23 protein-coding genes are annotated in these 24326 nt (G+C 54.7%); 14 read left to right on the top strand and 9 right to left on the bottom strand.

The annotated features are described in order from the left end of the window. The first annotated feature begins 436 nt into the window (after positions 1-436). Positions 437-1894, top strand: coding sequence for a sulfite dehydrogenase (gene soxC / locus GZH91_RS13215; RefSeq protein WP_198415314.1), 1458 nt, complete (start codon positions 437-439; stop codon positions 1892-1894). After that, entirely contained in the window at positions 1878-2468 is a 591-nt protein-coding gene (locus GZH91_RS13210; RefSeq protein ID WP_147075171.1) for a c-type cytochrome, read from the top strand. Before soxC ends, GZH91_RS13210 begins: the two co-directional genes overlap by 17 nt. Before the next feature lie 155 nt (positions 2469-2623). On the opposite strand, the gene GZH91_RS13205 is transcribed toward GZH91_RS13210, so the two are convergent. Continuing rightward, entirely contained in the window at positions 2624-3583 is a 960-nt protein-coding gene (locus GZH91_RS13205) for an IS5 family transposase (protein ID WP_161984272.1), read from the bottom strand. Between the two features lie 289 nt (positions 3584-3872). Then, the gene (locus GZH91_RS13200) at positions 3873-4097 is read right to left on the bottom strand and encodes a hypothetical protein (protein ID WP_147071543.1); all 225 of its coding nucleotides are present in this window, start codon (positions 4095-4097) and stop codon (positions 3873-3875) included. 596 nt (positions 4098-4693) lie between these two features. Here GZH91_RS13200 and GZH91_RS13195 point away from each other — a divergent pair. The 12 genes from GZH91_RS13195 to GZH91_RS13140 all read left to right on the top strand — a co-directional run bounded on the left by GZH91_RS13195 (position 4694) and on the right by GZH91_RS13140 (position 16871). After that, positions 4694-5902, top strand: coding sequence for an aromatic ring-hydroxylating oxygenase subunit alpha (locus tag GZH91_RS13195; protein ID WP_147071541.1), 1209 nt, complete (start codon positions 4694-4696; stop codon positions 5900-5902). 48 nt (positions 5903-5950) lie between these two features. Continuing rightward, the gene (locus GZH91_RS13190; protein ID WP_147071539.1) at positions 5951-6412 is read left to right on the top strand and encodes an aromatic-ring-hydroxylating dioxygenase subunit beta; all 462 of its coding nucleotides are present in this window, start codon (positions 5951-5953) and stop codon (positions 6410-6412) included. A gap of 24 nt (positions 6413-6436) precedes the next feature. After that, the gene (locus tag GZH91_RS13185) at positions 6437-7474 is read left to right on the top strand and encodes a 2Fe-2S iron-sulfur cluster-binding protein (RefSeq protein WP_147071537.1); all 1038 of its coding nucleotides are present in this window, start codon (positions 6437-6439) and stop codon (positions 7472-7474) included. 9 nt (positions 7475-7483) lie between these two features. Then, positions 7484-8209: a cyclic nucleotide-binding domain-containing protein gene (locus GZH91_RS13180; protein ID WP_147071535.1), complete on the top strand. Its 726-nt coding sequence runs from the start codon at positions 7484-7486 to the stop codon at positions 8207-8209. A gap of 138 nt (positions 8210-8347) precedes the next feature. Further along, positions 8348-9496: an ABC transporter substrate-binding protein gene (locus GZH91_RS13175; protein WP_147071533.1), complete on the top strand. Its 1149-nt coding sequence runs from the start codon at positions 8348-8350 to the stop codon at positions 9494-9496. A 71-nt stretch (positions 9497-9567) separates the two neighbouring features. Then, complete coding sequence (locus GZH91_RS13170; protein WP_147071531.1) at positions 9568-10734, top strand: ABC transporter substrate-binding protein; 1167 nt, start codon at positions 9568-9570, stop codon at positions 10732-10734. A gap of 28 nt (positions 10735-10762) precedes the next feature. Beyond that, positions 10763-12100: an ABC transporter permease subunit gene (locus GZH91_RS13165; RefSeq protein ID WP_147071529.1), complete on the top strand. Its 1338-nt coding sequence runs from the start codon at positions 10763-10765 to the stop codon at positions 12098-12100. A 107-nt stretch (positions 12101-12207) separates the two neighbouring features. Beyond that, the gene (locus GZH91_RS13160; RefSeq protein ID WP_223264505.1) at positions 12208-12963 is read left to right on the top strand and encodes an ABC transporter ATP-binding protein; all 756 of its coding nucleotides are present in this window, start codon (positions 12208-12210) and stop codon (positions 12961-12963) included. Positions 12964-12969: 6 nt separating this feature from the next. Continuing rightward, entirely contained in the window at positions 12970-13794 is an 825-nt protein-coding gene (locus GZH91_RS13155; RefSeq protein ID WP_147071525.1) for an ABC transporter permease, read from the top strand. Between the two features lie 11 nt (positions 13795-13805). After that, on the top strand, positions 13806-14714 hold the full coding sequence (locus GZH91_RS13150) for an ABC transporter ATP-binding protein (RefSeq protein ID WP_147071523.1): 909 nt from the start codon (positions 13806-13808) through the stop codon (positions 14712-14714). A 571-nt stretch (positions 14715-15285) separates the two neighbouring features. Then, complete coding sequence (locus GZH91_RS13145; protein ID WP_147071521.1) at positions 15286-16146, top strand: amidohydrolase family protein; 861 nt, start codon at positions 15286-15288, stop codon at positions 16144-16146. 254 nt (positions 16147-16400) lie between these two features. Further along, entirely contained in the window at positions 16401-16871 is a 471-nt protein-coding gene (locus GZH91_RS13140) for a GNAT family N-acetyltransferase (protein WP_147071519.1), read from the top strand. Between the two features lie 520 nt (positions 16872-17391). On the opposite strand, the gene GZH91_RS13135 is transcribed toward GZH91_RS13140, so the two are convergent. From GZH91_RS13135 to GZH91_RS13105, 7 genes are all read right to left on the bottom strand, one after another. Next, entirely contained in the window at positions 17392-18144 is a 753-nt protein-coding gene (locus GZH91_RS13135; RefSeq protein WP_147071555.1) for a sulfite exporter TauE/SafE family protein, read from the bottom strand. Positions 18145-18312: 168 nt separating this feature from the next. Continuing rightward, the gene (gene folP / locus GZH91_RS13130) at positions 18313-19134 is read right to left on the bottom strand and encodes a dihydropteroate synthase (RefSeq protein WP_147071517.1); all 822 of its coding nucleotides are present in this window, start codon (positions 19132-19134) and stop codon (positions 18313-18315) included. A 3-nt stretch (positions 19135-19137) separates the two neighbouring features. After that, the gene (locus GZH91_RS13125; RefSeq protein ID WP_147071515.1) at positions 19138-19677 is read right to left on the bottom strand and encodes a histidine phosphatase family protein; all 540 of its coding nucleotides are present in this window, start codon (positions 19675-19677) and stop codon (positions 19138-19140) included. Next, positions 19674-20480 (bottom strand): formylmethanofuran dehydrogenase subunit C, encoded by an 807-nt coding sequence (locus GZH91_RS13120; RefSeq protein ID WP_223264503.1) that lies wholly within the window; start codon positions 20478-20480, stop codon positions 19674-19676. The genes GZH91_RS13125 and GZH91_RS13120 overlap by 4 nt, the downstream gene beginning before the upstream one ends. Continuing rightward, positions 20477-21373: a formylmethanofuran--tetrahydromethanopterin N-formyltransferase gene (fhcD, locus tag GZH91_RS13115; protein ID WP_147071513.1), complete on the bottom strand. Its 897-nt coding sequence runs from the start codon at positions 21371-21373 to the stop codon at positions 20477-20479. Before fhcD ends, GZH91_RS13120 begins: the two co-directional genes overlap by 4 nt. Next, on the bottom strand, positions 21370-23034 hold the full coding sequence (locus GZH91_RS13110) for a formylmethanofuran dehydrogenase subunit A (protein ID WP_147071511.1): 1665 nt from the start codon (positions 23032-23034) through the stop codon (positions 21370-21372). The genes fhcD and GZH91_RS13110 overlap by 4 nt, the downstream gene beginning before the upstream one ends. After that, entirely contained in the window at positions 23021-24268 is a 1248-nt protein-coding gene (locus tag GZH91_RS13105) for a hypothetical protein (RefSeq protein WP_147071509.1), read from the bottom strand. The genes GZH91_RS13110 and GZH91_RS13105 overlap by 14 nt, the downstream gene beginning before the upstream one ends. Positions 24269-24326 lie beyond the last annotated feature (58 nt).

The following is a 24326-nucleotide window of genomic DNA, read 5'->3' as shown; positions in this document are numbered from 1 at the left end:
GCTTCAATTCCCCCGGAGATTGGCAAAAATGGAAATAAATCAGTCTTTTAAATAACCATTGCGTGCGAATTGTGTTGGGCTAGCCGATACCCGAGAAGTGACAAACTGTCACGGTTATTGAATCAAGTTGTTGCGGTATTAGTGCTGAAAATTAGGTGGAATATTGGTAGCCAATTGATAAATAACAAAACAATCGATTTAGCATGATTATTGCTAAATTTTTGAATATATTGCTGGCTTGGGCAAGCATGTGTTAACCGGTGGTTAGAATTTGCGGGGTAGAGTGAGTTGGCTACCAAATCGATAAGCAAAAAGCAGCGCCTGCAGTCCGCTCCATGAACACACGGGACGCTGAATAATTATAGATTGATTTTGTTGGCATTTTTAGGAAAAACCACCGTCACTAACTATTGCTAAACAGAAGGGGAGTGTGCAAATGACTATTTTTGAACCCGATCATGATCATGATACCAAAAGCAAATTAAAGATCGCTTCTTTGGTTGAAGCCGAAGAGGCATTTCTGGCTAAAGCTAGGATAAGCGCCAATTCGGTATATTTTAGCCCGAATGTTGGGTCTGCGGGGTCCGCAAAAGGTATTGAGCATCTACAGCGACCGCAAGGTCGGCGGCATTTTCTCGCCTCCGTGGCGGCGCTCGCCGGCTCGGGCGTGGCTGGCATGGCATTAGCGCAAACTACCCCCCCGTCTCCGGAAAACAAGGCTCCTGCTGGTGCTGTATGGAGGCCAGTTCCAGAAGATGCCACGAAAACTCAGGGAGTCGCTATTGGCGAAGATGGAGGGTATGGGACTCGCTCTCAATTTGAGACGGAGGTACGTTGGCGTTTTACCACCAAGACACCCTTCTCGTCTTGGTCAATGACGCCATTGGAGCATGGTGTTGGCATCATTACCCCGTCAGGGCTGCATTTTGAGCGAGACCACGGTGGCATCGCCACAATTGACCCGGCAACGCATAAGTTGTTCGTACATGGCATGGTGAAACAGCCAAAGAAATTTTCGATGTCAGACGTGAAACGCTTTCCGTCAATATCGCGAATTCATTTCATTGAATGCTCGGGCAATGGTCTCACAGAGTGGTCAAAGCCCACGCTAAAAACTGTACAGGGTACTCATGGCCTGGTATCAACTTCTGAGTGGACGGGAGTTCCACTGTCAATCATCCTTAACGAAGTGGGTGTCAGGACTGGCGCTAAATGGTTGCTTGTAGAAGGCGGTGACGCTTCGGTAATGACGCGAAGTATCCCACTTGAAAAGGCAATGAAAGATTGCTTCCTGGCCTATGGTCAGAATGGGGAGGCGATTCGTCCTGAACAGGGCTACCCGCTACGCCTGATAGTGCCAGGATACGAGGGAAACACGCATATCAAGTGGGTTCGGCGAATTGAATTGGCTGATATGCCTTTTATGACGCGCGAAGAAACTTCAAAATATACGGACTTGCTTCCCAATGGCAAGGCCGTGCAATTTTCCATGATTATGGAAGCTAAGTCGGTGATTACGCGGCCATCCGGGGAAATGGTGCTCCCCGGCCGCGGTTTCTATGAGATCACTGGAATGGCCTGGTCTGGCCGTGGACGCATTAAACGCGTCGATGTGTCGACGGACGGGGGGAGGACATGGAAGCCAGCGCAACTGCAAGATCCGATTCTACCGGTTTGCCAAACGCGTTTTCGTTATCCTTGGGTATGGAATGGCAAAGAAGCGATTTTGCAAAGTCGTTGCGTGGACGAAACCGGGTATGTCCAGCCAACGCTTGGGCAACTTATTGATATTCGCGGCTTAAATGGACCTATTGGTTCAGTCTACCATCTCAATGCAATTCAAAGCTGGAAAGTTGACACCGAGGGGAGGGTAAGCAATGTTCACTACTACTAAACTCTTTTTACTCGTAACTGTATTTGGTACTTTATCAGCATTCAATACCTATGCCATTAGCGCAGACGCGATTCACTATAATTTTGGAGAGCCCGCATCTGCAAATGATCTGAAAGATTTTGTGTCCCCTTTACCAGATGGACGAGGTCTGCCGGCAGGTAGTGGCACTATCGCACATGGAAAACAGATTTACGAAGAAAAATGTGCATCCTGTCACGGACAAAAATTGGAAGGCGGCCTGGGCGATCGCTTGATCGGAGGAAGAGGAACTTTGGTGAATGATGATCCCAAAAAAGCGCCAATTAAGACTGTTGAAAGCTATTGGCCATATGCAACGACATTATTTGACTACATAAAGCGTGCGATGCCATTTTATTCTCCAGGGTCATTGACGAATGATGAGGTGTATTCATTGGCCGGGTATATTCTTTCACAAGGTAATATTATTAAAAATAATGATCCAATCACCTCAGAAAATTTAGCAAAAATTCTTATGCCGAATCGTGACGGATTTATTCCGGATCATCGGCCAGAGCATTTCAAACCGGCAGATAAAAATCCTCAGTTACGCTAGGGATGCTCTGAACAACCCCATCCACCGCGCAGCGGCAGGCGGCGCTGCTTTAAATTTCAAATCAGCCACGCGAAATGCTTAATAAGCGCCTATTCCCGCGCTGTTTTTAGAGTTTTTAGCCCGGTTCAGGCCGCTTTCCTGATTTCCAGGCGCACTCATCCCGGTAGTGCCATCAGTTTGTGCCGCGCCATCCACAGATTGGATAGCGCAAACAGGGTGATGAGCTGGGCCGTATTCTTCTTCAATCCTTTGTAGCGCACCTTGGCGAATCCGAACTGGCGCTTGATCACCCGGAACGGGTGCTCTACCTTGGCGCGGATACCCGCCTTGAGTTTCTCCAACTGGTCGATCAATGCATCAATGGGTTTGTCCTTGTCCAGCGCCCGGCGCTTGCCCGGGCGCATGGCGATGTGCCAGTTGATACTCGCTTTGGCGTCCGGGCGTTTGGCGGCACCCTGGTAACCGGCATCGCCATACACTTCTGTTTCCTCGCCATGCAACAGCCCATTGGCTTCGATCACGTCATGCACATGGCCAGCCGTGCCGCGCACGGTATGCACCAGTCCGGAATCGGCATCCGCACCAATGTGGGCTTTCATGCCGAAGTACCATTGATTGCCTTTTTTGCTGGAATGCATTTCGGGGTCGCGGGTCTTGTCTTTGTTCTTGGTCGAGGTGGGCGCCGGGATCAGGGTGGCGTCCACCACGCTGCCGACTTTGAGCAGCAGGCCTTGCTGGATCAGCAGCTGATTGACGGTGGCGAGAATCTGTTCGGCCAGCTGGTGGTGCTCGAGCCGGTGGCGAAAGCGCAGGATGGTGCTCTCGTCAGGCAGGCGGGCATAGTCTTCGAGTTGGGCAAATTCGCGGTACAGCGGGATGTCGAAGAAGGCTTCTTCCATGCCCGGATCGGACAGGCTGAACCATTGCTGCATGAAGTGGATGCGCAGCATGGTTTCGAGCGGGAACGGCGGACGCCCGTTGTTGCCTTGGGGGTAGTGCGGGGCAATCAGCTTGACCAGCGCTGCCCACGGTACGACGTGTTCCATCTGCTCGAGAAATTCACGCTTGCGCGTGCGCTTGAGACTGAGGTCTAGATTCAGGGTGGTTTGTTTCATGGGCTTAATATTGCCACAATGGACTCGGGTGCGGGGCGCAGAAGTGGGGGTTTTGCAGAGTTTCCCTAGTGCAGTATCTCAATAATATTTTTGCATTCTTCTCATTTTGCATACTGGCAAAGTTCGACGCTGAGATGGGTAAGTTTTGGATGCAGATGGACAGCATGATGTACTGGATGCGACATGGTATCGGTCCCGGTGCTATGCCTGCCAGTTCTCAGTACACCGACCCAGCAGTCGCCGACCCGCTTGCGGTTGATCTGATACCCTTTGCTGCGCAGATACACGCTCATCTTGGGCTGCCATAGGACGGGTGACGCGAGTATTCGGTGTCGATCTCCCGCGGCAGCGTCAATTGCTGTTCGTCTGGTTCAGCGGCCAGATGCGGGGCATGGGCGCGGGAGCGGACGCCGCCGGATTGTTCACATTGCCGGATCAGCACCAAGGGATCAAGTGGGCAGCCCCAGTGCTGGCGGTCTTCCACTGGCCTGCGGTTGCACTTGACGTCAAACAAGGATGAGGCCTGTTCTGGCAGTTCCTGTTTACACAGCCCAACTTGGGGCAGATGTACCCCAAATTCGGGGCAATCTCGTTTACCGTTTTGACTCCACAGTACTAACCACTGAATTTTTGCGTTTCGTCTCACTCATCACCTGCTCCTTTTACAGCAGGCTACCATCTTAAACCACCGTCCGGAAAGTGGGGATCACTACAGTCGGGGCACTGATCGGCGGTGGTTTGGTTAACAGCATTTTATTAAGGATGGCTTCTTTGCGAGCCATAGACATGCATGACATGGCAGCACTCCGACCCTCATGATGGTGGTGGTGATGCCAAAAAAACACCTTACAAACTATCCTGGCACGGGCGCGCCATAAAGCGGGTTGCTGTTACAGATTTGACGCACTCTGTCATGACACGTAGCAACAACTTGGCGCGTTTTGGCCTGATGATATCTTCCATAACGGCAGTGACGCTAGTGGCGCTGTACACGAAGCCAATTAAATCGACCTGGCACAGACTATGCTTTATGCCTGCATAGACGACGCTTATTCGTCTCTCATTGATAGCTATGATGTTTTTTCCTTAACGTATCCAAGGAGCCAAAGAATGTCGCGCACTGAAATTGAATGGAAAGAAAGACCAAAATTTCCTCCTACTCATTTTGTAGATACCGGGATTTATACCGACGAACAGATTTTCCGGGAGGAACAGGAAAAGATTTTTAATAAGTGCTGGATTATCGCCTGTCACGAATCGGAACTGCCGAACGCCTACGATTACCGGACTTTCAGCCATCCGGGTGGCGAGCCAATCTTCGTTATTCGCGGCGAAGACATGAAAGTGCGCAGCTTCTACAACATCTGTCCGCACCGCGGCAACACGCTCCTCTACGATCCCGTCGGCAACGCCAAACGCATCACCTGTATTTTTCATGCCTGGTCATTTAATCCCAAAGGGGATTGCATAGATATTACCCGCGGCAAGGAAGGCTATCAAGAACGCTTCGGCTGCAAGGACGCTGGTCTGCGCGAAGTCAAAAGCGCAATCGGCTACGGCGGCTTCGTCTGGGTAAATGTGGATGATGATAGCTGCACGCTGGAGGAATACATAGGCGATGCGATGGGGATGCTGGACGAGAATCTCAGCATGCCTTTGGAGGTCATCCATTATCACAAGGCGATCGTCAACACCAATTACAAGCTGTGGCATGACACCAACAGCGAGTTCTATCATGACTACGTACACTACTTCAACCGCATCACTGGCATGATCCAACCAGGCTACTTTGATCGCAAGTACACAGGTTATCCGAATGGTCACGCGTCAGTGGGTTCAATGGCGATCAAATACGATGCTTACGAAGGCAGCAAGGAGCGCGGTGTGGGTTGGCCGGGGTTGGCGCCAGGTGGCTGGATACTGATCGATATTTTCCCCGGCATGACTTACAACCTGCGCACCTCGGTGTTGCGTATGGACACGGCCATTCCTTTGGGACCGAACAAACTGCTTATCGAGTTCCGCGGGCTGGGGCTGAAGAGCGACACGCCCGAGCAGCGCGCCGAGCGGATCCGCGATCACAACCAGATATGGGGGCCGTTCGGTCGCAACCTGCATGAAGATCTATTGGCGGTGCATGGGCAGGGACTGGCCATGCGTGAGCGTACCGACAGCAAATGGGTTATTCATGGTCGTGAAGAAAATTCGACGATACACGATGAGATTGGAATGCGGCATTTTTACGCCGAGTGGAGCAAGCGCATGGGGCGCATGGCATCCGATCCCTATGTTAAAAAAGAGGACTCCGCTGCGGCGTGAGTGCATCTATTCGCAAACTTTCATTTCATTACTTTATAGAGGATTAGCGTGGAACCCAAACAATCTATCAATGAGCTAATTTACCGATCTTGCCTTGCATTGGACGCCAAGGACTTTGCGGGTTACCTGGAATTGTGCGATCCGGCGTTTCACTATGCCATTACCGCCTACAGTCCGGAAATCCGCAAAGAAATGACCTGGCTTGAGCATGACAAGGCGGGGATGAAGACGTTATTCGATAATCTACCCAAGCACAACAGCGACCATTCGCCGCTCAGCCGTCACGCCACGGTGTATATAGTTGACCACGACGAAGCCAGGCAACAAGCCAAAGTGATCAGCGCGCTGCAGGTCTTCAAGACATCGCTTGACGGCGGTGCAACCGAGCTGTTTGTGGTGGGTAAAGTTTACGACACTATCGCACTTGGGGACGGCGGCCCGAAATTGCTGGATCGCAATATCCGCCTTGATACGCGGCTGTTCGGTTTCGGCTCTCACATTCCATTCTGATAAGCCCCTGCGCCGAACAACACCATGAAAATCCAGCTCAACGCCAGAAACCGGGCACATCATTTTGATGCTGCTGATGGCAAAAAAATACTCTATGCCGGGTTGAGTAGCGCTGTCGACCTGCCTTATGAATGTGGTAGTGGAACGTGTGGAACATGTAAAGCCCGGTTGATCTCAGGGGAGATTTCTGATCCCTGGCCCGAGGCTCCAGGGCGCAAGTATCTGAAAGGTCAGGACGAGTTTCTGATGTGTCAGTGTACAGCTAAAACTGACGTCTCAATTGAAGTGTCAAGCTTTGTCCAGACCATGGGTGCAGGTGCCTGTGTGCCTGCCTCAATAAACGGGCGTATAAGCTCTGTAAAGCTTTTGACTCCTGATGTGATTCATCTCCAGATCGACCTGAACCAGGCGATGGAGTTTGACGCCGGCCAGTTTGTGATGATCCAGGTGCCCGGAGTGGCAGGCTTTCGCGGCTGGTCCATGGTGAATTATCAGCGTCATGCGGAAACGCTCAACTTTGTTGTCAAGAAAAAGCCCGGAGGAGGTATTTCCGAATGGCTGTTCAATAACCAGTGCGAGGGCGTGGAAGTTGAACTATTCGGTCCTTTGGGGCGCGCGACTTTTTATCCGAGCCTGGCCAAAAACATTCTTTGTATCGCCGGTGGCAGCGGCATCGCCGGAATGATGTCCATTCTGTCGCGGGCTGCGCAGGACGGCTATTTCACTCAATATAAGGGTGATGTGTTCTTCGGGGTGCAAACAATGAAGGACGCCTTTTTTCTCCATGAATTCTCCCAGTTACGCGCCCAGTGCGGCGACAAACTGAATATAACCATCGCCCTGTCAAGAGAGGATGCACCCGCCTCCGCCCTGGCTGACTATCCGCAACTGGCGTTTGACAAGGGTTTTGTGCACGAGGTAGCGGGACGTCATATGCAAGACCGCTATCAAAACGTCAGGGCCTATCTCGCCGGCCCACCACCGATGGTGGATGCTGCCGTCCGCATACTGCTACAGGCGAGATTGACCACCGATAATATTTGCTATGACAAATTCAGTTAGGAATGCGGTATGAGCAAGATACGCATATGCAATTCGGCCGAAATTCCTACCAACGGGATGAAGGACTATGACATTGAAGGTGGGCTGAAAGTCCTGATCGCCAACGCCGGAGACTGCTATTACGCTTATCAAGGCATTTGCCCCCACCAGGAAGTCTGTCTGGCCGAAGGATATTATGATGGCGCGGTGCTCACCTGTCACCAGCATTTATGGCAGTGGGATATTACTACCGGGAAAGCGCTTGGTCTCGCCGAAGCCCCTCTGGAAAAATACGAAGTCAAGGTCGAGGATGGTGAGATATTCGTGCTGCAATCCAGCGCGCTGAAAGCGGCGCAGTTGTTTATGGACATTTCTGACGATACGCTGCAAAGGCTTGATCAGCTCGCATGTCGCGAAGAATACGAAAGCGGCAGCACCCTCTACAACATCGGTGATCCGACTGACGATCTCTATATTCTTGAATCTGGCCGCGTCGAATTTCTCATTGGCCGCGATGGTACCAGCCCCGCCGGTTTTGTTCTGCGCAAAGGCGAGGTGTTCGGCTGGGCGGCGCTGCTCGAGCATCAACCCCGCCGCATTGCCAAAGCTACCTGCCTGGAAAAGTCGGCTCTGCTGCGACTGAACGGCGAGGAAACCCTGAAAGTCCTCGAATCTGATCCGGCTTCCGGGTATCTCGTCATGCGCAAGCTTTCGACCCTGATCACCCGGCATCTGGGCTCCCCGGGGGAAAAATAGCCCAAGCTTTAACTTGCTAAGGAGATTTTACGCCAACGTCAGTTCCCACCTCATCTGGATACGAACGGGAACTAACAAAGAAGCGTATTTTTAATACGACCCTATTTGGGAAGTATTTAACAATAGGAGGAGTTCATCATGGCATGCTTTATTAATCGATGGGTACGTGTCACGTTAGTAGTCTTGGCCACGATTTTTGGCTTTACCGCGGGGGGCAGCGTGTCTTCCGCGTTCGCGGGTGAACTGGATTACGGCAAGGTGGGGAGTCCAGTCCATTTGGTGGTGGGTTACCAGCCTTACTATACGGAGTCCTGGTCCGGTGTGGTGATGCGGCCCATGAAGTTTTATGAAAAATACTTGCCCAAGGGATCAACCGTGGAGTTCGCGGTCGGCTTGCAGGGTGCCATTATCGTCAATGCAATGCTCGCCGGCAAACAGCAAATCGGTTACATGGGAGACATGCCGGCTATCGTCTCTACCACCAAAGAGAATGTCGCGGATTTGCGCATCGTTGCGACAGTGGGTTTGGGCGTTGATCAATGCAACAACTTTCTCGCAAGAACCGACGCCCCGAAGTTTGCCAATCAGAAAGAGGCCATCAATTGGCTGAACGGAAAACAGGTGGCGGTGCCCAAGGGCGCCTGCGCAGACCGTTTCGCGCAAGCCGTGTTCGAGAAAATGGGTGTTAAGCCTTCGGCTTATCTGAATCAAAACATTGAAGTCATTACCAGCGGTTTTCGGGTCGGCAAGATCGATGCTGCGGTCATCTGGGAGCCAACCGCGTCGCGTCTGGTGGCAGAAGGTCTCGCCAAGCGTATTGCGTCCGGCAATGCGGTGAATGAACACGACGGCGCGTTCCTGGTGATGCGCGCCGACCTCATCAAACAGCGCCCGGATGTGGTCAAGGCGTGGCTCAATGCAGAGCTGGATGCAGAGCAATACATGGCGGACCCGAAGAATGCCGATGCAGTAATCCGCATGGTGTTGGCGCAAACCACCGGATTTAAAGAGAAGGAGCTGTGGAGTGCCCTGTACGGCAGGATTCCGGATGCTCAGGGTGGTACGCCAGTACGGCTAGTGCTGCCTTATACAATCACTCCGGAAGCTTCGGACCTGATCACGAGGGCGACCAAGTTTCTTCACTCCATCAAGAGTATCGATGTGGACAAGCTGCGGCCGGACGCTGTCATGCCGGAGTTTACCCAGGCAATATTGAAGGAGCGCGGACTCACATCCCCGGTTGGCGTGATTAAGGCGTTGCCTGAAACCGACTACAAAGGCAAGTAGCTCACATATCTATAGAGCCGACCATCAAATCGCTTAAGCTAGCCCTTTATTCATGCGGGTTTGAGGGCGAAATGCACGCCAGATTTGATGGCCGAGTTAATAATAATAATCAAGGAGCTGTAATGAAATCACACGCTAAAACCGCCATGCTTGCGTTAGCACTGATAATTTTCAATGTTGTCCAGCTGACTGCAGTGCGCGCGGCCGAACCAGTGAAGCTGACTGTCGGTTACCAGCCCTACGACACTGTTTCGTACTCGGCAGCGGTAATCCGCGCATTGGGACTGTGGAAGAAATATTTGCCCCCCGGTAGCGAGGTCCAATTCCAGGGTGGTCTGCAAGGTTCGATCATCGTCAATCAAATGCTCGCGGGTAAGCAACAAATTGGTTATCTCGGCGACATGCCTGCGGTAGTGGCAACGACCAAGCAGGATGTGGCCAAAATCAAGCTGGTGGCCAACACCGGATTTTCTCCGGGACAGCGTTGCAATGTGATTATGGTGCGCGCCGACGCACCGAACTTCAAATCCCCCGAAGAAGCCGTCAAGTGGCTGAATGGCAAGACCATTGCAACACCGAAAGGCAGTTGCGCGGATCGCTTTCTGGGCTACGTTATAGAGAAATCAAAAATCAAGCCGGCGGCGATCATGAACCAGTCGCTCGAGGTTCTTAGCACCAACATGCGCGCGAAGAAACTCGATGCCGTTGTGCTCTGGGAACCCACGGCATCGAGAATCGGCAACCTGGTTGGCGAGGGAATCGCGAAATACGCAGTCACCGGGAATACGTTCGGCATGCCCGATTCCGGCTTTATCGCGATGCGCGAAGATTTCATGAAGCAGCGGCCGGATATCGTCGAAGACTGGTTGAAGACCGAACTGGAAGCGCAGCGCTTCGTGCTGAACCCGAAAAACTGGGTCAAGGTTGCCGAGATCGTCAAAGGGCAGACCAACGGGATTACCGTCCCGATGGCCTGGTTCTCCGAATACGGCAGGATACCCGCATACGCTGGTGGCAGTCCGATCAAGGACGAAAAGCCGTTTGTCTTCGACGACCGTATTCGTAATCAACTCGTCGGCATCTACCAGTTTCTTTACAAGAACAAAATAATCAACGTGGATCAGGCACCTGCGGGTGTGCTGGATGACTCGGTCGCACGCAAGATTGCCAAGGACGCCGGTGTTCGCTTACCTCTGGGGAGCATCCAGGCACAAGACGTTTCCAAAGCCCCTAAATGAATCCAAAAATATGCCACACGGAGGATTAATGGAACAACTCATAGCCTTGTTGAAACGCACAATGCCGTTCCAGATGGTGCCGGACAGTATGCTCCTGGCTATCGCCGGGCTTGCTAAGTGGGAGTCACACGCGCGGGGCGATGTACTTTATCAAATAGGTGATAAGGCTGAAGATATATACGTTGTGTCCTCAGGCAGCGTGCAGCACACTCTCGGAATAGACGCTCATGCGATCCATCCGGATAAAACCGTATACAGCGGCGGCGTGTTCGGATGGGCAGCCGTGCTCGAAGGCCAGCGCAAACGTTTGGCGAAAACCGTCTGCCTGGAACGGACTGAGCTTATCCGGATTAACGGCGAGGATCTGATCAATCTTTTCAAGGCGTCCCCTTCTATTGGCGATGTTGTCATGAGCCGCTTTGCCACCATGATCAACAAGGAATTTACCCTGCCGGAAGCAGTGGCTACGCAGGTGCGTCATTTTCCCCCCGGAGAGCAGACTCTGCCCCAGCTGCAAGCTACCATGGCAACCGGCTTGACCTTGACGCTGTTTCGCGTGTCGCAGTGGGTGAAGAGCCCTGATCCTTATCTGATGATCACCGGATTCGCGATTCTATTGGGCTTTTGGTACTTCGCTGTCGAGGTCTGGAAATTGCCCCGCTTCGAAGATATGCCTGGACTGACCGTGGTTGTAAAAGAGCTTTTCAGTAAAAATCCAGTCTATGGTGTGTCGCTTTATACCCCCGAGTATTACCATGACATCTGGATCAGCGTTCGCCGTGTGGGGATTGCGTTTTTCCTGGCAACACTTTTAGGTGTGCCGCTCGGATTGTTTTTGGGCTGGTCCAAGAAGTTTCGCGAATACATCTTTCCTCTTTTTGAAACCCTGCGTCCCATCCCTGTTCTCGCGTGGGTGCCATTGGCAATCTTGATGTTCAGCGGCTCCGAAACCCCGGTCATTTTTCTTACTTTTCTCGCTTCTTTTTTCGCCACCGCCCTGAATACCATGCTCGGCGTCGATTCTATCGACGAGTCCTATATTCGGGCGGCCTCATGCCTGGGTGCGAGTCGGTGGCAATCCTTCAGGGAAGTGATTGTGCCGGGCGCCATGCCGTTCATTTTTACCGGCCTGCAAATATCCGTCGGTGTCGCCTGGTTTTCACTGGTGGCGGGAGAAATGGTTTCCGGCCAGTTCGGGCTTGGCTATCTGATCAATACATCCTATACGATGGTTCGCTATCCGACGATCGTGATCGGCATGATCACCCTTGGCGCGGTTGGCTATTCCACCAGCGCCCTGGTGCGCATGATCGGTGATTACATGATGCAGTGGCGGGTACGTGAACTTGCCTTGGGAGGCCGTTGATGAGCTATGTACTGGAAACAAGCGCAAAGTCGGAAAAAGCCATATCGCAGGGCGCAATCCGGATCGAGGATGTCGTCAAAATCTATGACCCGGAAGGCGCCGCAGTGATGGCGGTGGATCATTGTTCGCTGGATATCTCGGCAGGAGAAATCTGCATGATTGTAGGGCCATCCGGTTGCGGGAAAACCACTTTGTTGAATGCGATTGCCGGGTTTCACAGTATTACATCCGGCAAGATTTACCTCGATGACAAGCTCTTGTGTGGCCCGGATAAACCCATGGCAGAGCCGGGCTCAGACCGCATTGTGGTGTTTCAGAACGGCGCACTGTTCCCGTGGAAAACCAACCTGGAAAACATTGCTTTCGGCCCTCTGATGCAAGGCAAGATGAGCAAAAAAGAAATCTATGAAAAAGCCCGCAACATGATGGCTGATGCCGGACTGGGTGGCACCGAAAACAATTATCCGGGCGAAGTTTCCTCCGGTTTGCGCCGCCGGGTGGAAATTGTCCGGGCATTGATGAACGACCCCAAGGTGCTGTTGTTCGATGAGCCTTACCGCGCACTCGACTCGCTTACCAAGTCGGTAATGCATGAGGCATTGCTGGAAATTTACTACAAGAACAAGGTCACCATTTTCTTTATCACCCACGATTTGGAAGAAGCGATTTTTCTCGGCCACCGAGTAGTCATCATGTCTTCGCGGCCTTGCAAGCCAAAGAAGATTCTTGACATCGACATCCCTCATCCACGCGATTACAGCGTACTGACCAGCGCACGGTATCGCGAACTGATGGATGAAGTCATAGAGCTCGTGCATGAAGAAGCCAAGAAGTCTTTTGCAGCAGGCGAAAAAGAAGGGTAGGCGAACATGAACCTCAACAGATTTAAAAAAACACTATTTAGCCGCTCTACCCTGCGCGGAATTGTCGGCATTGTCGCGTTTCTGGTGCTATGGGAAGCGGGCTCGCAGTCCAAGCAGTGGCTAGGCTTTGCTCTGCCATGGATTGGTCAGGTGCCCGCTCCAACCGCTGTACTCAAAGCATGGATCGGACTGGTTGGCGATTCGGGATATTGGCAAAGCTGGTATATGAGCCTGATCCGGGTTTTGACGGGATTCCTTGTTGCCATGTTGATTGGTATTCCCTTCGGCCTGCTCATGGCAGTAAGCAAAACGTTTAGAAGTCTGGCCTTCCCGTCCTTTGAGCTATTGCGTCCGATCCCGCCGCTGGCTTGGGTCCCCGCATCGATCATCTTTTGGCCGACGCAGGAATTGTCCATCACCTTTGTTACCTTTCTCGGTGCGTTTTTTACTGTCGTGATCAATGTGCTGGGTGGCGCAAAATCGATCGACATCCGGTATTTTCAATCGGCTCAAGCAATGGGAGCCTCGCAGTGGGATATTTTCCGCCGTGTCGTTTTTCCCGCAACACTACCTTCGATTGTCGTCGGAGCTGCAGTAGGCATGGGGATTACCTGGGAGGTGGTGGTCGCAGCGGAAATGATTTCGGGTGGCGGCAGCCAGGCGGGCGGATCAGGCGGTGGGCTCGGCTTTTTTATCTGGAACTCCTATGTGGGCGGTTCCTACGCACAGATTGTTGTGGGCATGATCAGCATCGGCGTTGCTGGTTATCTTTGTAGCGCGACCTTGCGTGCGCTCGGCGGCTTCGTCACACCCTGGTTGAAGAAACGATAAAGGATATGAATATGACAAATATCTCCCATGATCTGTCTGATTCATCGGCTAGCCTGAGGCCGCAGGTCAGTGCCGGTGAAATCACGGTAAGCAATGTCAGCAAGTCATATGGTGCTGGGCTGTTTACGAAGGAAGTAGTCAAGGACTGCTCATTTACCATCGAGCGCAACAAACTTACCGTGATGATTGGCCCATCGGGCTGCGGTAAAAGTACGTTGATACGACTTCTGGCCGGGTTTGAAAAGCCTACGACCGGCAGTATTAAAATAAATGGAAAGCCAATAACCGGCCCTGATCGAGATCGCCTGGTTGTGTTCCAGGAATCTGCCTTGTTTCCGTGGATGACAACCTATGACAACATAATGTATGGACCCAGAGCGCGCGGCGAGGATACGCAACAAGCCCGTGACCTGGCCAAATTTCTGCTTGAAAAGGTGGGTTTAACAGCGTTCCGGAATAAATATCCGCCGCAGCTCTCTGGCGGCATGCAGCGCCGTGCTGAACTAGCCCGTGCAATGATCAATGACCCCGAAGTCATGATTCTTGATGAACCATTTCGTGGCCTGGATTGTATGTCCAAGGAGTTGATGTGGGAATATTACGCAGGACTCTACGAGGAGTCGCGGAGAACCAATTTCTTTGTTACGACGGATATTGATGAGGCGATCTTCCTGGCTGACCGCTTGCTGATCATGACCAATATTCCCGGACAGGTCCGGGCTACGATTGAAGTCGACTTGCCCCGGCCGAGACGGTTGGCTTTCGTGTTTGACAGTAAGCGTGCGAATGAAGTGAAGACGGAAGCCTTGTCCCTGCTGCACGAGGAAGCGATGAAATCGTTTGCGGGCGGAAGTAAGGCAGCAACTGATTTCGTTGAAGCCTATTCAAGACGCGCGGACAAGACTGGCCCGGGTAGTTAAGCAAAGAGTGTGATATTGAGTCGCTATGATGGATTGGTTATTCAGCCGTACAACGATAGTTATCCTCGCGGTTCTTGGCGGGGTTTGCGCTGTGCTTGCTTCGTGGTGTCAGGCACGAGGCACAGCATCGGAACCCAGTGTCAGGCGGTGGAATGTTATTGCCTATGTGTTCATGGCTGCAAGCATGATTCTGTTCATTGGTGCAGGTATTTTCCATGTCGCCATCGGCGCAAGAACATAACAAGACGACCGGGAAGAGATGCGCCACCAGATTAATGTCGCCAATCTGTGGCGTCAACGCAAAGCCCTGGACTTGACGGGAGCTGCGGTTGTCATGTCGACTCCAATTGATTGGGAGGTAATACGTTTCCGTCAATTAGCGCAGCAGGAACGAGGAGCCTGCATGCCAGCATTAAACAGGTATTAAGTACTAAGCAGCCATTGAGTAATTTTTTCCAGAAAAGTTGGGTAGAAGTAGGTAAGAGACATCGCGCCTCGCGCGTTGCCATTGAAGCAAGTTGACACTGGTTATGACACTGAACCGGATTTTTTAAGATAGGGAGATTTGGAAATGGTAAAGAAAGTAATAGGAAAAGTAAAAAAAGTAATAGATATGCGCAGCAGGCCTTCATTCCTGCACGATTTTTATGGCGCAACGCCTGGTACGAAGGAATATGAGGTTGTTAAATGGCTAAACCGGCGGGTGGGCTCAAAAGATGATGAGCACTTTACCCGGTCGAAGACCGTTGCGGGATTTGTGGAGGAGATCCGTGAAACCGGTATAACGGCAGCCGTGGTGGTGGGCCGCGACACTCCAGGGATCAGACATTCCAACGATCAGATCAGTGAAATAACCGGAGGACACAAGGAGCTCGTTGGTATTGGCTCAGTGGGCATTAATGGTTCGGCTACCGAAGTAGAGCGGGCTATCAAGACACTGGGGCTGAAGGGCATTAATCTGGAACCCGGGTTTGCCAGCACTCCCATGAAGGCCGACGATCCGCTGCTGTATCCGATCTACGACGCCTGTGACCAGCTGGGCGTTCCTGTTTGCATCATGTCGGGGCCGACATCCCCCAGTCTCGAACTGACCGACCCCGCCCCAGTGGGCCGGATTGCACGCGCATTCCCAAATCTGTCGATCGTTTGCTACCACGGATTTTATCCGTATGTGAATGAAATAATAGGGGTCGCCTTCCGCTATGAGAACGTTTACCTCGTACCCGACATGTACATCTTCCTTCCGGGCGGAAACCTTTATGTCGAGGCCGCAAACGGTTTCATGAAGGACCAGCTGATGTTCGGCAGTTCATATCCTTTCCGTGCAATGGGGCAATCACTGGAGGACTACAGGGAGCTGGGCTTCAGAGAGGAAGTTCTGGACCAGGTGCTCTATCAGAATGCAAAACGGGTGCTTAAGCTTGAGATTTAAAGAGGCGGCGGAACCGCGCCCGGGGCGGGCTTTCAAGTCTGCTGTGTCATCGAACTTTTTGCGAATATGACGGGGTAGTCCGACCTGTTCAGACGTTTCTTGGGAGATTGGCTCCAAGGAGGAAGGCAGGCGAAAACCAGGGTCGCATATTCGGATCGATGTGAACGTTTCTGTTAAATCCAGGTATACCCACACTGTCATTTTTGGCAGCGACTGAGGTATTCGGTTTTGGAAGGTGAGGCGTTGCCAGCGGAATGAAAATCGTCATTAGAGAAGCGGTATTGTCCGATCTGCCTCGGCTGCTTGAGCTTTATATGCTGCTCGAATTCGGACCTGCAAAAAAACTTTCATTGGATAAAGCGCGGCTGCGATTTTTGCTCTACCGGGAATATCCTGATTATCGTGTCTATATTGCTGAATCTGCCGGAGTAATTGCCGGTACTTTCGCGTTGATCATAATCGATAGCCTGGCGCACGGCGGCAAGCCTTTTGGAATTGTCGAAGATGTTGTCGTTTCCGACGATTGGCAAGGAAAAGGAATCGGAAAAAAGATGATGCGGTTCGCGATGGCGTGCTGTAAAAAAAGAGGCTGTTACAAGCTCGCCTTATCGAGCCATCTGAAACGAGAAGGGGCGCATAAATTCTATGAATCGCTTGGCTTCGAGAAGCATGGCTTCAGCTGGTATTGCCGACCTAACGGTGCAAAAGAGCGATCAGATTTGTGAAGGGTGAATTTCCCCCTCGACACGGCGCGTCTCCTGTCTTAAGACACACCGCGGGCGCGCATCACCTTTGCCACATCAAAAACGACTGTGCACGGCAGCCCGATAAGCCGAGGCAGATGAGGGGAATAGGGTACCCGAAACAAATTGTTGATGGGGACCACCTCGGCCAGCTTTCTGTGCGCAGTGTTCATTGCGCAATACATGGGATTGATCGCTGAACGCCGGTTCTTCTTTCGCGCAGGTCAATCACCAGCAGAATTTCTATTACCAGACAATTTCGTAAAATCCTGGTGTTCTGGTGTAGTGCGTCAAACGGATTATCTCTTAATGAAGCCTGGTCTGAGCGCGAGTGACTTTTGCGAGGATGTCAGTGGCTTGGGCTGTCCAGATGAGCGGTTTAGGATCCAGGCTGTTAACCCCACCGACCCCTTGATGGGAGGCGGCGGGGGAAGGGCTTGCTAATCAGTTTTTTCAACAGACTGCTTGGGCGCCGGCGTTCTTGTTTGAACGCTGATTGACTCTAAAAGAGTCCTAATGCACGCATCATGAGTCCCGCGCCAACAAGAATGCACAGTACGCCTACGTAGCGGCGCAGAGATTGAGCGTTCACGGCGTGTACGATCCGCACGCCGATTTGGACCCCTATGACCTCGAAAATAGTTAAGATGGTTACGAGATTGAAATTGATTGAGCCGTACTGCATATTCCCTGCCGTTCCCGAGATTCCGGCGAGGATCTGAATTACCTGGCTTGCGCCTATTGTGGTCAGTGGGGAGAACCCAAACAAAATCATCATGGGAACAGATAAAGCAGGACCCCCCACCCCAGTCAGGCCTGAGCCGAAACCCACAACGGCACCTATGCCAACCAAGAAGGCCTGCTGCAGCCCCGGCCGGCCTTGGAGAATGGCCGGTCTTGCCAGGCTGTGAGTGGAAATAGTGTAAATGCCGGCAAAAATGATAATTGACGACAGGATTAGGGAAAGTATGTACGCATCGATTTTCGCATTCGCCCAAGCGCCCAGAAATCCAAAAATTGCTGCGCCAAGGCACAGCGGCGCAGTAATGCTCCAGTCGATACTTCCGCGGCGCTGAAACGAAAAGGTGCCTATGGCACCGGTAAAAATAAAGGTAAATAAGGCGGTTGCCATTGCCTGGTGGATTGTTAGCCCCCCTAGAACGTTGAGTGCGGGAATCAGAAGGATTCCTCCGATACCAACGGCGCCAATCAGAATGCCGGCGCCAAGGGAAACCAAGAGAAGCCATATCATCATTAAGAGCGGCCTTGAGAAAAAAGAGCAATACTCAGGGGCACGGATCCAGGCGTTTTCTACCTCGACCTCGGCCGCATGGGCTAGGGAAGCGAACATCAGGTTAAACATTAAACAGGAAAGGGTGGATTCGGTTACGCTTTGCGATACTCGTACGTTATGGCGGGAAACTTATTGTTCAGCAGCGAGTGTGTGCATGACTTTTAAGGCGTGCACCGTCGCCGCGACGTCGTGGACACGCAGGATGGCCGCCCCTTTCATCGCCGCCAACATGGCCGCGGTGACACTGCCCACCAGCCGTTCCTGTAGCGGCCGCTCCGTGAGCACGCCGAACAGAGACTTGCGCGATACCCCTATAAGCAGTGGAGCCAGTTCAGCGAAATGATCCAGGTGCCTGAACAGGGAGAGATCATGGGCGGAGGTCTTGCCGAAACCGAAACCAGGATCCACTACCAGGCGCTCCCGGACTATGCCTGCGTGCTCCGCCACCACGATGCGGGCACGCAGATAGTCCAGCACCTCCGCCACCACGTTGTGGTATTGGGGTGCGGCCTGCATGGTGCGGGGACTGCCCTGCATGTGCATCAGGCAGACGCCGCAGTCCGAGGCGGCTACCGCCTCCAGTGCGCCGGGGGCAGACAAGGCATTCACATCGTTAATCATGTCCGCACCAGCCATCAACACGGCCGCCATGACCTGGGGTTTCATGGTATCGACCGACAGGGCGGCCCCGCACTCCAGCAGGCCGGCCAACACCGGCAGTACCCGGTCCAGTTCCAGCTGAACCTCAACTGGCGTGGCTCCGGGACGCGTGGATTCGCCACCGACATCAAGAATGTCCGCCCCCTCCTCTCGCAAGCGCAGGCCATGTTCGATAGCCCGTTCGGCGGCGGCGAAACTGCCGCCATCGGAGAAGGAATCGGGTGTGACATTGACGATGCCCATCACCAGCGGGTGCTCCAATGTGAAATGGAATCGATTGCAGACGAACATCCCTCAGCCCGATCCAAATTCCAGAATTTCGCCGTTGCCAACCCATACCTGCCACATCTGCGTTAGACTCAGACCCTGGAAGTGTCCCGCCACGGCCTGCAGCACTTCGTGATGCGTCACCACCAGTACCGCTGGTTCATCCAGCCGGGAAAGGTCCTCCAGAAAGGCATGCGCCCGCGCCACCATTTCCCGATAGGACTCGCCCGTCGGCGCCTTCCAGCCGTAAGGGTCGGGCGCGCCACGCATGGCGCGCAGATAATCCTTTACCTGTAGGCCTTCGAAGCCAGTATTGCGGTCGTCCAGGCGGGTATCCACGTGGATACGGGCACCGTGGCTCGCATTGACGATGGCTGCTGTTTCCTGGGCGCGTTGCAAACGCGAGACGTACATTCGCCGAATCGGCAGGTCACGCAGCCGCCCGGCCGCCGCCTCGGCCTGGCGGCGGCCGAGCGGTGTCAGGGGTACCGCCACGACCGGGTCGGCGTTGCAGCGGCCGAGCAGGTTGTATTCGGATTCGCCGTGGCGTAGAAAAATCAACTTCATGTTGCCACCAGGATTTCTCCCTTGCCGCCGCAAGTCAGGTCGCCCACATAGCGACGCACGCGCGACAGGGCGGGAACCACGCCGGGCAGGATGCCCGCGGCGTGGCGACGCAACAGGTCCAGATAGGGCAGATCCACAACGCCGGCGTGGTTGAATGTCGTCGGCAGGGTAGCCGGGGCGTGGCCGAGGATCAGGCTGCCACGGCGCAGGCCGAAACCGGGCTGGTCGCCGCACCCTCCGGCTACAACCAAGGTGCCGGCCAGAAGCCGCGTCGCGCAGGCGTCACCGGCGCGGCCACGGACCAGGATCAAACCGCGTCGCATCCTGTCACCGGCGCGGTCACCTACATCGCCTTCCACCGCTACCACGCCACCGGCCATGCCGGCCCGGTCGCCAATCAGCGCGGCACCGAGCCAGTCGCCAGCGTTGCCGACGATGTGCAGCAGGCCCCCCTTCATGCCGCTGGCGGCGAATTGACCGGCATGGCCACGGACAACGAGTTTACCGCCACACAGGTTCTGGCCGGTGTAATGACCGGCCGGACCTTCCACGGTAATCGTCCCGGCGGTCATGCCCTTGCCCAGGTAATCCAGGCAATTGGTGGCGGTGCAGATCACGAGTCGGTTCGCCTCTCCTGGTGCCACATCGAACAGCTCGCCCAAAGCCACCGGTCGGCCATTCATGATCAAAGGCAGGGCGGCGATCGCGGCGACGGAAAGCCCTGCCAGGGCCGCCGGCAAAACGCCGCTCATATCCACCCGGCCTTGAGGCGCCGCACGCAAGGTCAGGGTCAGGGCGCTCATGCCAGTATCTCCCGCAGACGATAGTGGAATTGCCCCAATTTGCCGCCATAGTTGCCAGCGGACAGGCGCACGATGCCACCCGCCGCGCCAATCTCGCAAATTGCCTCCAGGCCCGCTTTCATGGCGGCGTGCATATCGGCATCGGACAACCCGTCGATGACGATTTCCAGCACAGCCTCCACCTCTGGTGACAGTTCGGATTCCGTGACGCCACGCAGGGTGGGACAGAAGGCATCGTTGGTGGAGGCGGGCAAAGCCTTGTACTTGGAACCTATTTTTGAGCCGGAGCGAACCACGCCACCGGGGAAGGGCGTGATGACACCCGGTACCTTGGCGATGGCCAGCACAGCCGCTTCGCACGCGCTTAGTGCCTGACAACGTGAACGCGCCAGCACCAAGAAGTTGCCGCCGCCCACGGAACGCAGCAGGCCTGTGCTTTCCTCGGCCAGGAATTCCCCGTCCATCACCGGGATGCGCCAGTAGCGGCGACCGGCGATGACCTTGGATATTTGCCAGCCGTCCCCGAAATAGCGCAGGTTCTTGCCCAGGGGAAGTTTTTCCTCACTGTCGCAGCCGGCGAACACGGCGGTACTGGGGCAGGTGAGCACGCCTTGGCCAATACGGCGCTCCAACTGCTTGGCGAGTTCTTTTGTTGACATCGCGAACAGCAGGCCGGCCACACCGGGTCGGCCATCCGGTGTCTCGTCCGGCGCGAGTTCCCGCTCGATGCCCGCCTCGCAACCGCAGGCGATGACCGAGGTGGCGAAGCCGAAGGCGGCGTTGGCGGCGTTTTTCGCCCAGGTGAGGTTGTCCGCCGTGATGATGATGCGGGTGGCCTTCATGCCGAAGGCCTCGGCATAGGTGTCGTCGATGAGGACGCCGTTATGGATCATGAGCTGCTCACCGAGCACTTGTGAGGAATGAGCCTGCTGGCGCCGCAGCTGCATATTTCGTCGTCGCTTACTTTTATGTGTTCCATCTTCACCGTCATGTAACGATCGAAATAGTCCTTCAGGGGCTTTTCGATGCCCTTGTCGTATTCGGGTTTAACCACATGGACCGCGCCGTTGACCACCTCCACCACACGGCCATCACGCACGATCAGACGGCCATCCTTGAACACGTACTCGGGTTTGGCGAACATCACCTCCCGGTCGGTATCGTCCCGATAGACCACGATGTCGGCTGCAGCGCCAACGCCCAGGTGGCCCCGGTCGGAAAGGCCCAGGGAGCGGGCCGGCGCAGCGCGCGTCATGATGGCGATCTCGTACAGGTCGTATTCCCGTGCCAGTTGCCGCAGCTGGCTGTGGGCAGCGGCTTCCGGGTTGATCTCGTCCAATTTTGAATTGCGGAAATTCCGATCCATGAGCAGACGGATCAGATGCGGGTAGCTGGTGAAGGGCGCCCCGTTGGGGTGGTCGGTGGTGAGGAAGATGCGCCATGGGTCGGTCACCCGCAGGAACAGTTCCAGGCCGATGGCCCATTGCAGGGCGTTGACGAAGTTCTTGTCGCGATACTTGAAGGGTACCACGCCGCAACCCGCGTCGCATTCGATATCCATACATACCCATTTGTCCGGGCTGGCATGACGGCGGTTGCGGTGCTGGATCATGGTATCGCCAGAGGCGGTGACAGTTTGTCCAAAAAGAATCTGCCCCACGTCCGCGCTCACGTTGCCCATGTGGTTGATGGCGTCGGCGATGCGCTCGGCTTCGGAAGAAAACTTGCGCTCGCCTTCCATACCGTAGCTGTGGAACTGGATGTGAGTGATGTGGATGGGCAGGCCCTCTGCCGCCGCCATGGTGGCCAGCGTGGTATCGGCGTTGCCGGGGATGCCCAGATTACTGGCATGCACATGGAGCGGGTGGGCCACGCCCAAGTCGTGCACGGCCCGGGCCAGGGTCTGGATCACCTGCCGCGGCGTTACGCTATAGTAGGGGTGAGCCTCGTCCAGGTCCAGGTTGCGGGCATTGAACTTGAAAGCGGAAATGCCACCCGGATTCACCACCTTGATGGCCATGGCTTGGCTGCTGTCCAAGGTCCAGCCCACATAGTCGTTGACCAAACGCTGGTCGGCGCCGGTGGCCAACAGGCGCAGGAAGAAATCGTCGCTGCCCAGCATGGCGTAGGCACCTTTGTCCACCATGGGGATGTCGCCCATTTCCAGATGGGCGTGGCGCGCGTTGGAAGGTAGCATAGCCGGCTCGAAACAGGCGGTATAGCCCATCTCCGCATAGCGATAACCGGTGGTCCAGGTAGAGGGCGCGGCGTGGCCACAACCAGCGTGCATGAGGTCCGTGGCGGGCGCCGGGTCGAATCGGTGGTCTTCCGGCAGCAGGGCACGGGCGATGTTCACCTTGCCGCCGCCGATGTGGGTATGCAGGTCGATGGCACCGGCCATCACCACCCGGTTCGTCAAGTCGATTTCCTGGTGGATGACGGCATCGGGGCCTGGATCGGCAACGATGCGGCCGTCCTCGACATAGAGGTCCCCCACCTGACCGTCGATGCCATGGGCGGGGTCGTACAGGCGTCCGCCTTTAAGCCGCAGCATGGTTCAATTTCTGTTGGATGGCCACCAGGGCCTGGGCTACGCTGGGCAGGTCGGCAGGGGCCGGCGCGCTCAGAGGCAGGGCCACCACCGCGTCCATGCGGTGCAGGAAGCCGGTGTGTTGCACGCCCGGTACCGCGACCGGAATAAAGACATCCGGTGGGCGGGTGAAGATCATGTCGGGGCGTCCCAAGACGATGGTGGGGCAATTTGCGGTTGGAGGGGTGCGTTCAGGGTCGAAGGCGGATATCCAAACCAGGGCATCCACATCGCCGCTTTCCAGGAGGGCATCCGTCGCGTAGAGCATGGGTTCGTAATGGGGGCCACTGGCCTCGAACGTGGTGCGCAGGGGATAGCCCGCCTGCCAGGTGCAGACCTGGGCGGCGGAAGTGTCCCCGTCGTTGCCGCCTAAGGGCAGGCCGGACCAGCGGGTAGTGCGGTTGAGGTCCTTGATCAGATTCACCATGGCCTGGATGGCCAGGTCGGCGTTGGGAAAATCCAGCTCTGCCGCATTCCATACCAGCACACCATAGCGGGCGGCATGCAGGGCAACCAACAGGGCATCGATTTGCGCCAGCGGTACGCCGGCAATATCGGGAGCGTCTAGCCGGTGTCCAGCTAAGCGAGCGCGCAAAGCCGCGAACAACTCACCCAGGCGCTCATTCTGAATGGGAATGGCGAGGTCTGTATCGGTGGGGCGTCCCGGGATCAAGGGAAGATTGGTTCCCAAAGCGATGATCTGCCGATGCAGCTCGCCAAACTGGGACTCGGGTGTCAGGCAACGCTCGAAAAAACGGGGAAAACGGGAGGTATCGGTGCCGGCTAACACGATCAGATCAGCCCGGTTGCGCACTTCGGACAGTGTGGTGGTCATCCAGCCGCCGTCCTGGAAGGGCAGCCAGTTGCGGAACTGAGCCTGCCCATTCATGTGGTCGACTACGCCGCCAACTTTCTCCGCCAGAGCCAAGGCTGCGCGATGGCCTGTGACATCGCAGGCCAGGCCGCCCATCAAAGGGTGCTGCGAACGCGTGAGGATGGCGGCCGCAGCGCGATAGGCAGCGGCCAAGTCGACTGCCTGGCCGGCGACCAGAGCCTGACTCTGCCTGGGAACAACAAACAGTTTGACAGCGCGGGCACAGCCCGCACTTTCGATCTGTGCCTGACCCTTGTTAAGGGCGATAGTCAGATCATCGCAAAGCAAGCCACAGAATGGGCAACAGACAAAGGTATCAGACATCGGATAAAGGATTTTAACAGGAGGGGTGCTGCAATATAAGCATTTTTCATGCCATGCA

The sequence above is a fragment of the Sulfuriferula plumbiphila genome, from assembly GCF_009938015.1.
Lineage (GTDB): Bacteria > Pseudomonadota > Gammaproteobacteria > Burkholderiales > Sulfuriferulaceae > Sulfuriferula > Sulfuriferula plumbiphila.
The sequence above is the reverse complement of the archived record's forward strand: the minus strand, read 5'-3'. Positions and strand labels throughout refer to the sequence as shown.

Bases quoted from the DNA above. Each gene is read 5' to 3' on its own strand.
- soxC (WP_198415314.1), top strand. From the start codon at position 437: ATGACTATTTTTGAACCCGATCATGATCATGATACCAAAAGCAAATTA.
- GZH91_RS13210 (WP_147075171.1), top strand. From the start codon at position 1,878: ATGTTCACTACTACTAAACTCTTTTTACTCGTAACTGTATTTGGTACT.
- GZH91_RS13205 (WP_161984272.1), bottom strand. From the start codon at position 3,583: ATGAAACAAACCACCCTGAATCTAGACCTCAGTCTCAAGCGCACGCGC.
- GZH91_RS13195 (WP_147071541.1), top strand. From the start codon at position 4,694: ATGTCGCGCACTGAAATTGAATGGAAAGAAAGACCAAAATTTCCTCCT.
- GZH91_RS13185 (WP_147071537.1), top strand. From the start codon at position 6,437: ATGAAAATCCAGCTCAACGCCAGAAACCGGGCACATCATTTTGATGCT.
- GZH91_RS13180 (WP_147071535.1), top strand. From the start codon at position 7,484: ATGAGCAAGATACGCATATGCAATTCGGCCGAAATTCCTACCAACGGG.
- GZH91_RS13175 (WP_147071533.1), top strand. From the start codon at position 8,348: ATGGCATGCTTTATTAATCGATGGGTACGTGTCACGTTAGTAGTCTTG.
- GZH91_RS13170 (WP_147071531.1), top strand. From the start codon at position 9,568: ATGCACGCCAGATTTGATGGCCGAGTTAATAATAATAATCAAGGAGCT.
- GZH91_RS13165 (WP_147071529.1), top strand. From the start codon at position 10,763: ATGGAACAACTCATAGCCTTGTTGAAACGCACAATGCCGTTCCAGATG.
- GZH91_RS13160 (WP_223264505.1), top strand. From the start codon at position 12,208: ATGGCGGTGGATCATTGTTCGCTGGATATCTCGGCAGGAGAAATCTGC.
- GZH91_RS13155 (WP_147071525.1), top strand. From the start codon at position 12,970: ATGAACCTCAACAGATTTAAAAAAACACTATTTAGCCGCTCTACCCTG.
- GZH91_RS13150 (WP_147071523.1), top strand. From the start codon at position 13,806: ATGACAAATATCTCCCATGATCTGTCTGATTCATCGGCTAGCCTGAGG.
- GZH91_RS13145 (WP_147071521.1), top strand. From the start codon at position 15,286: ATGGTAAAGAAAGTAATAGGAAAAGTAAAAAAAGTAATAGATATGCGC.
- GZH91_RS13140 (WP_147071519.1), top strand. From the start codon at position 16,401: ATGAAAATCGTCATTAGAGAAGCGGTATTGTCCGATCTGCCTCGGCTG.
- GZH91_RS13135 (WP_147071555.1), bottom strand. From the start codon at position 18,144: ATGATGATATGGCTTCTCTTGGTTTCCCTTGGCGCCGGCATTCTGATT.
- folP (WP_147071517.1), bottom strand. From the start codon at position 19,134: ATGTTCGTCTGCAATCGATTCCATTTCACATTGGAGCACCCGCTGGTG.
- GZH91_RS13125 (WP_147071515.1), bottom strand. From the start codon at position 19,677: ATGAAGTTGATTTTTCTACGCCACGGCGAATCCGAATACAACCTGCTC.
- GZH91_RS13120 (WP_223264503.1), bottom strand. From the start codon at position 20,480: ATGAGCGCCCTGACCCTGACCTTGCGTGCGGCGCCTCAAGGCCGGGTG.
- fhcD (WP_147071513.1), bottom strand. From the start codon at position 21,373: ATGATCCATAACGGCGTCCTCATCGACGACACCTATGCCGAGGCCTTC.
- GZH91_RS13110 (WP_147071511.1), bottom strand. From the start codon at position 23,034: ATGCTGCGGCTTAAAGGCGGACGCCTGTACGACCCCGCCCATGGCATC.
- GZH91_RS13105 (WP_147071509.1), bottom strand. From the start codon at position 24,268: ATGTCTGATACCTTTGTCTGTTGCCCATTCTGTGGCTTGCTTTGCGAT.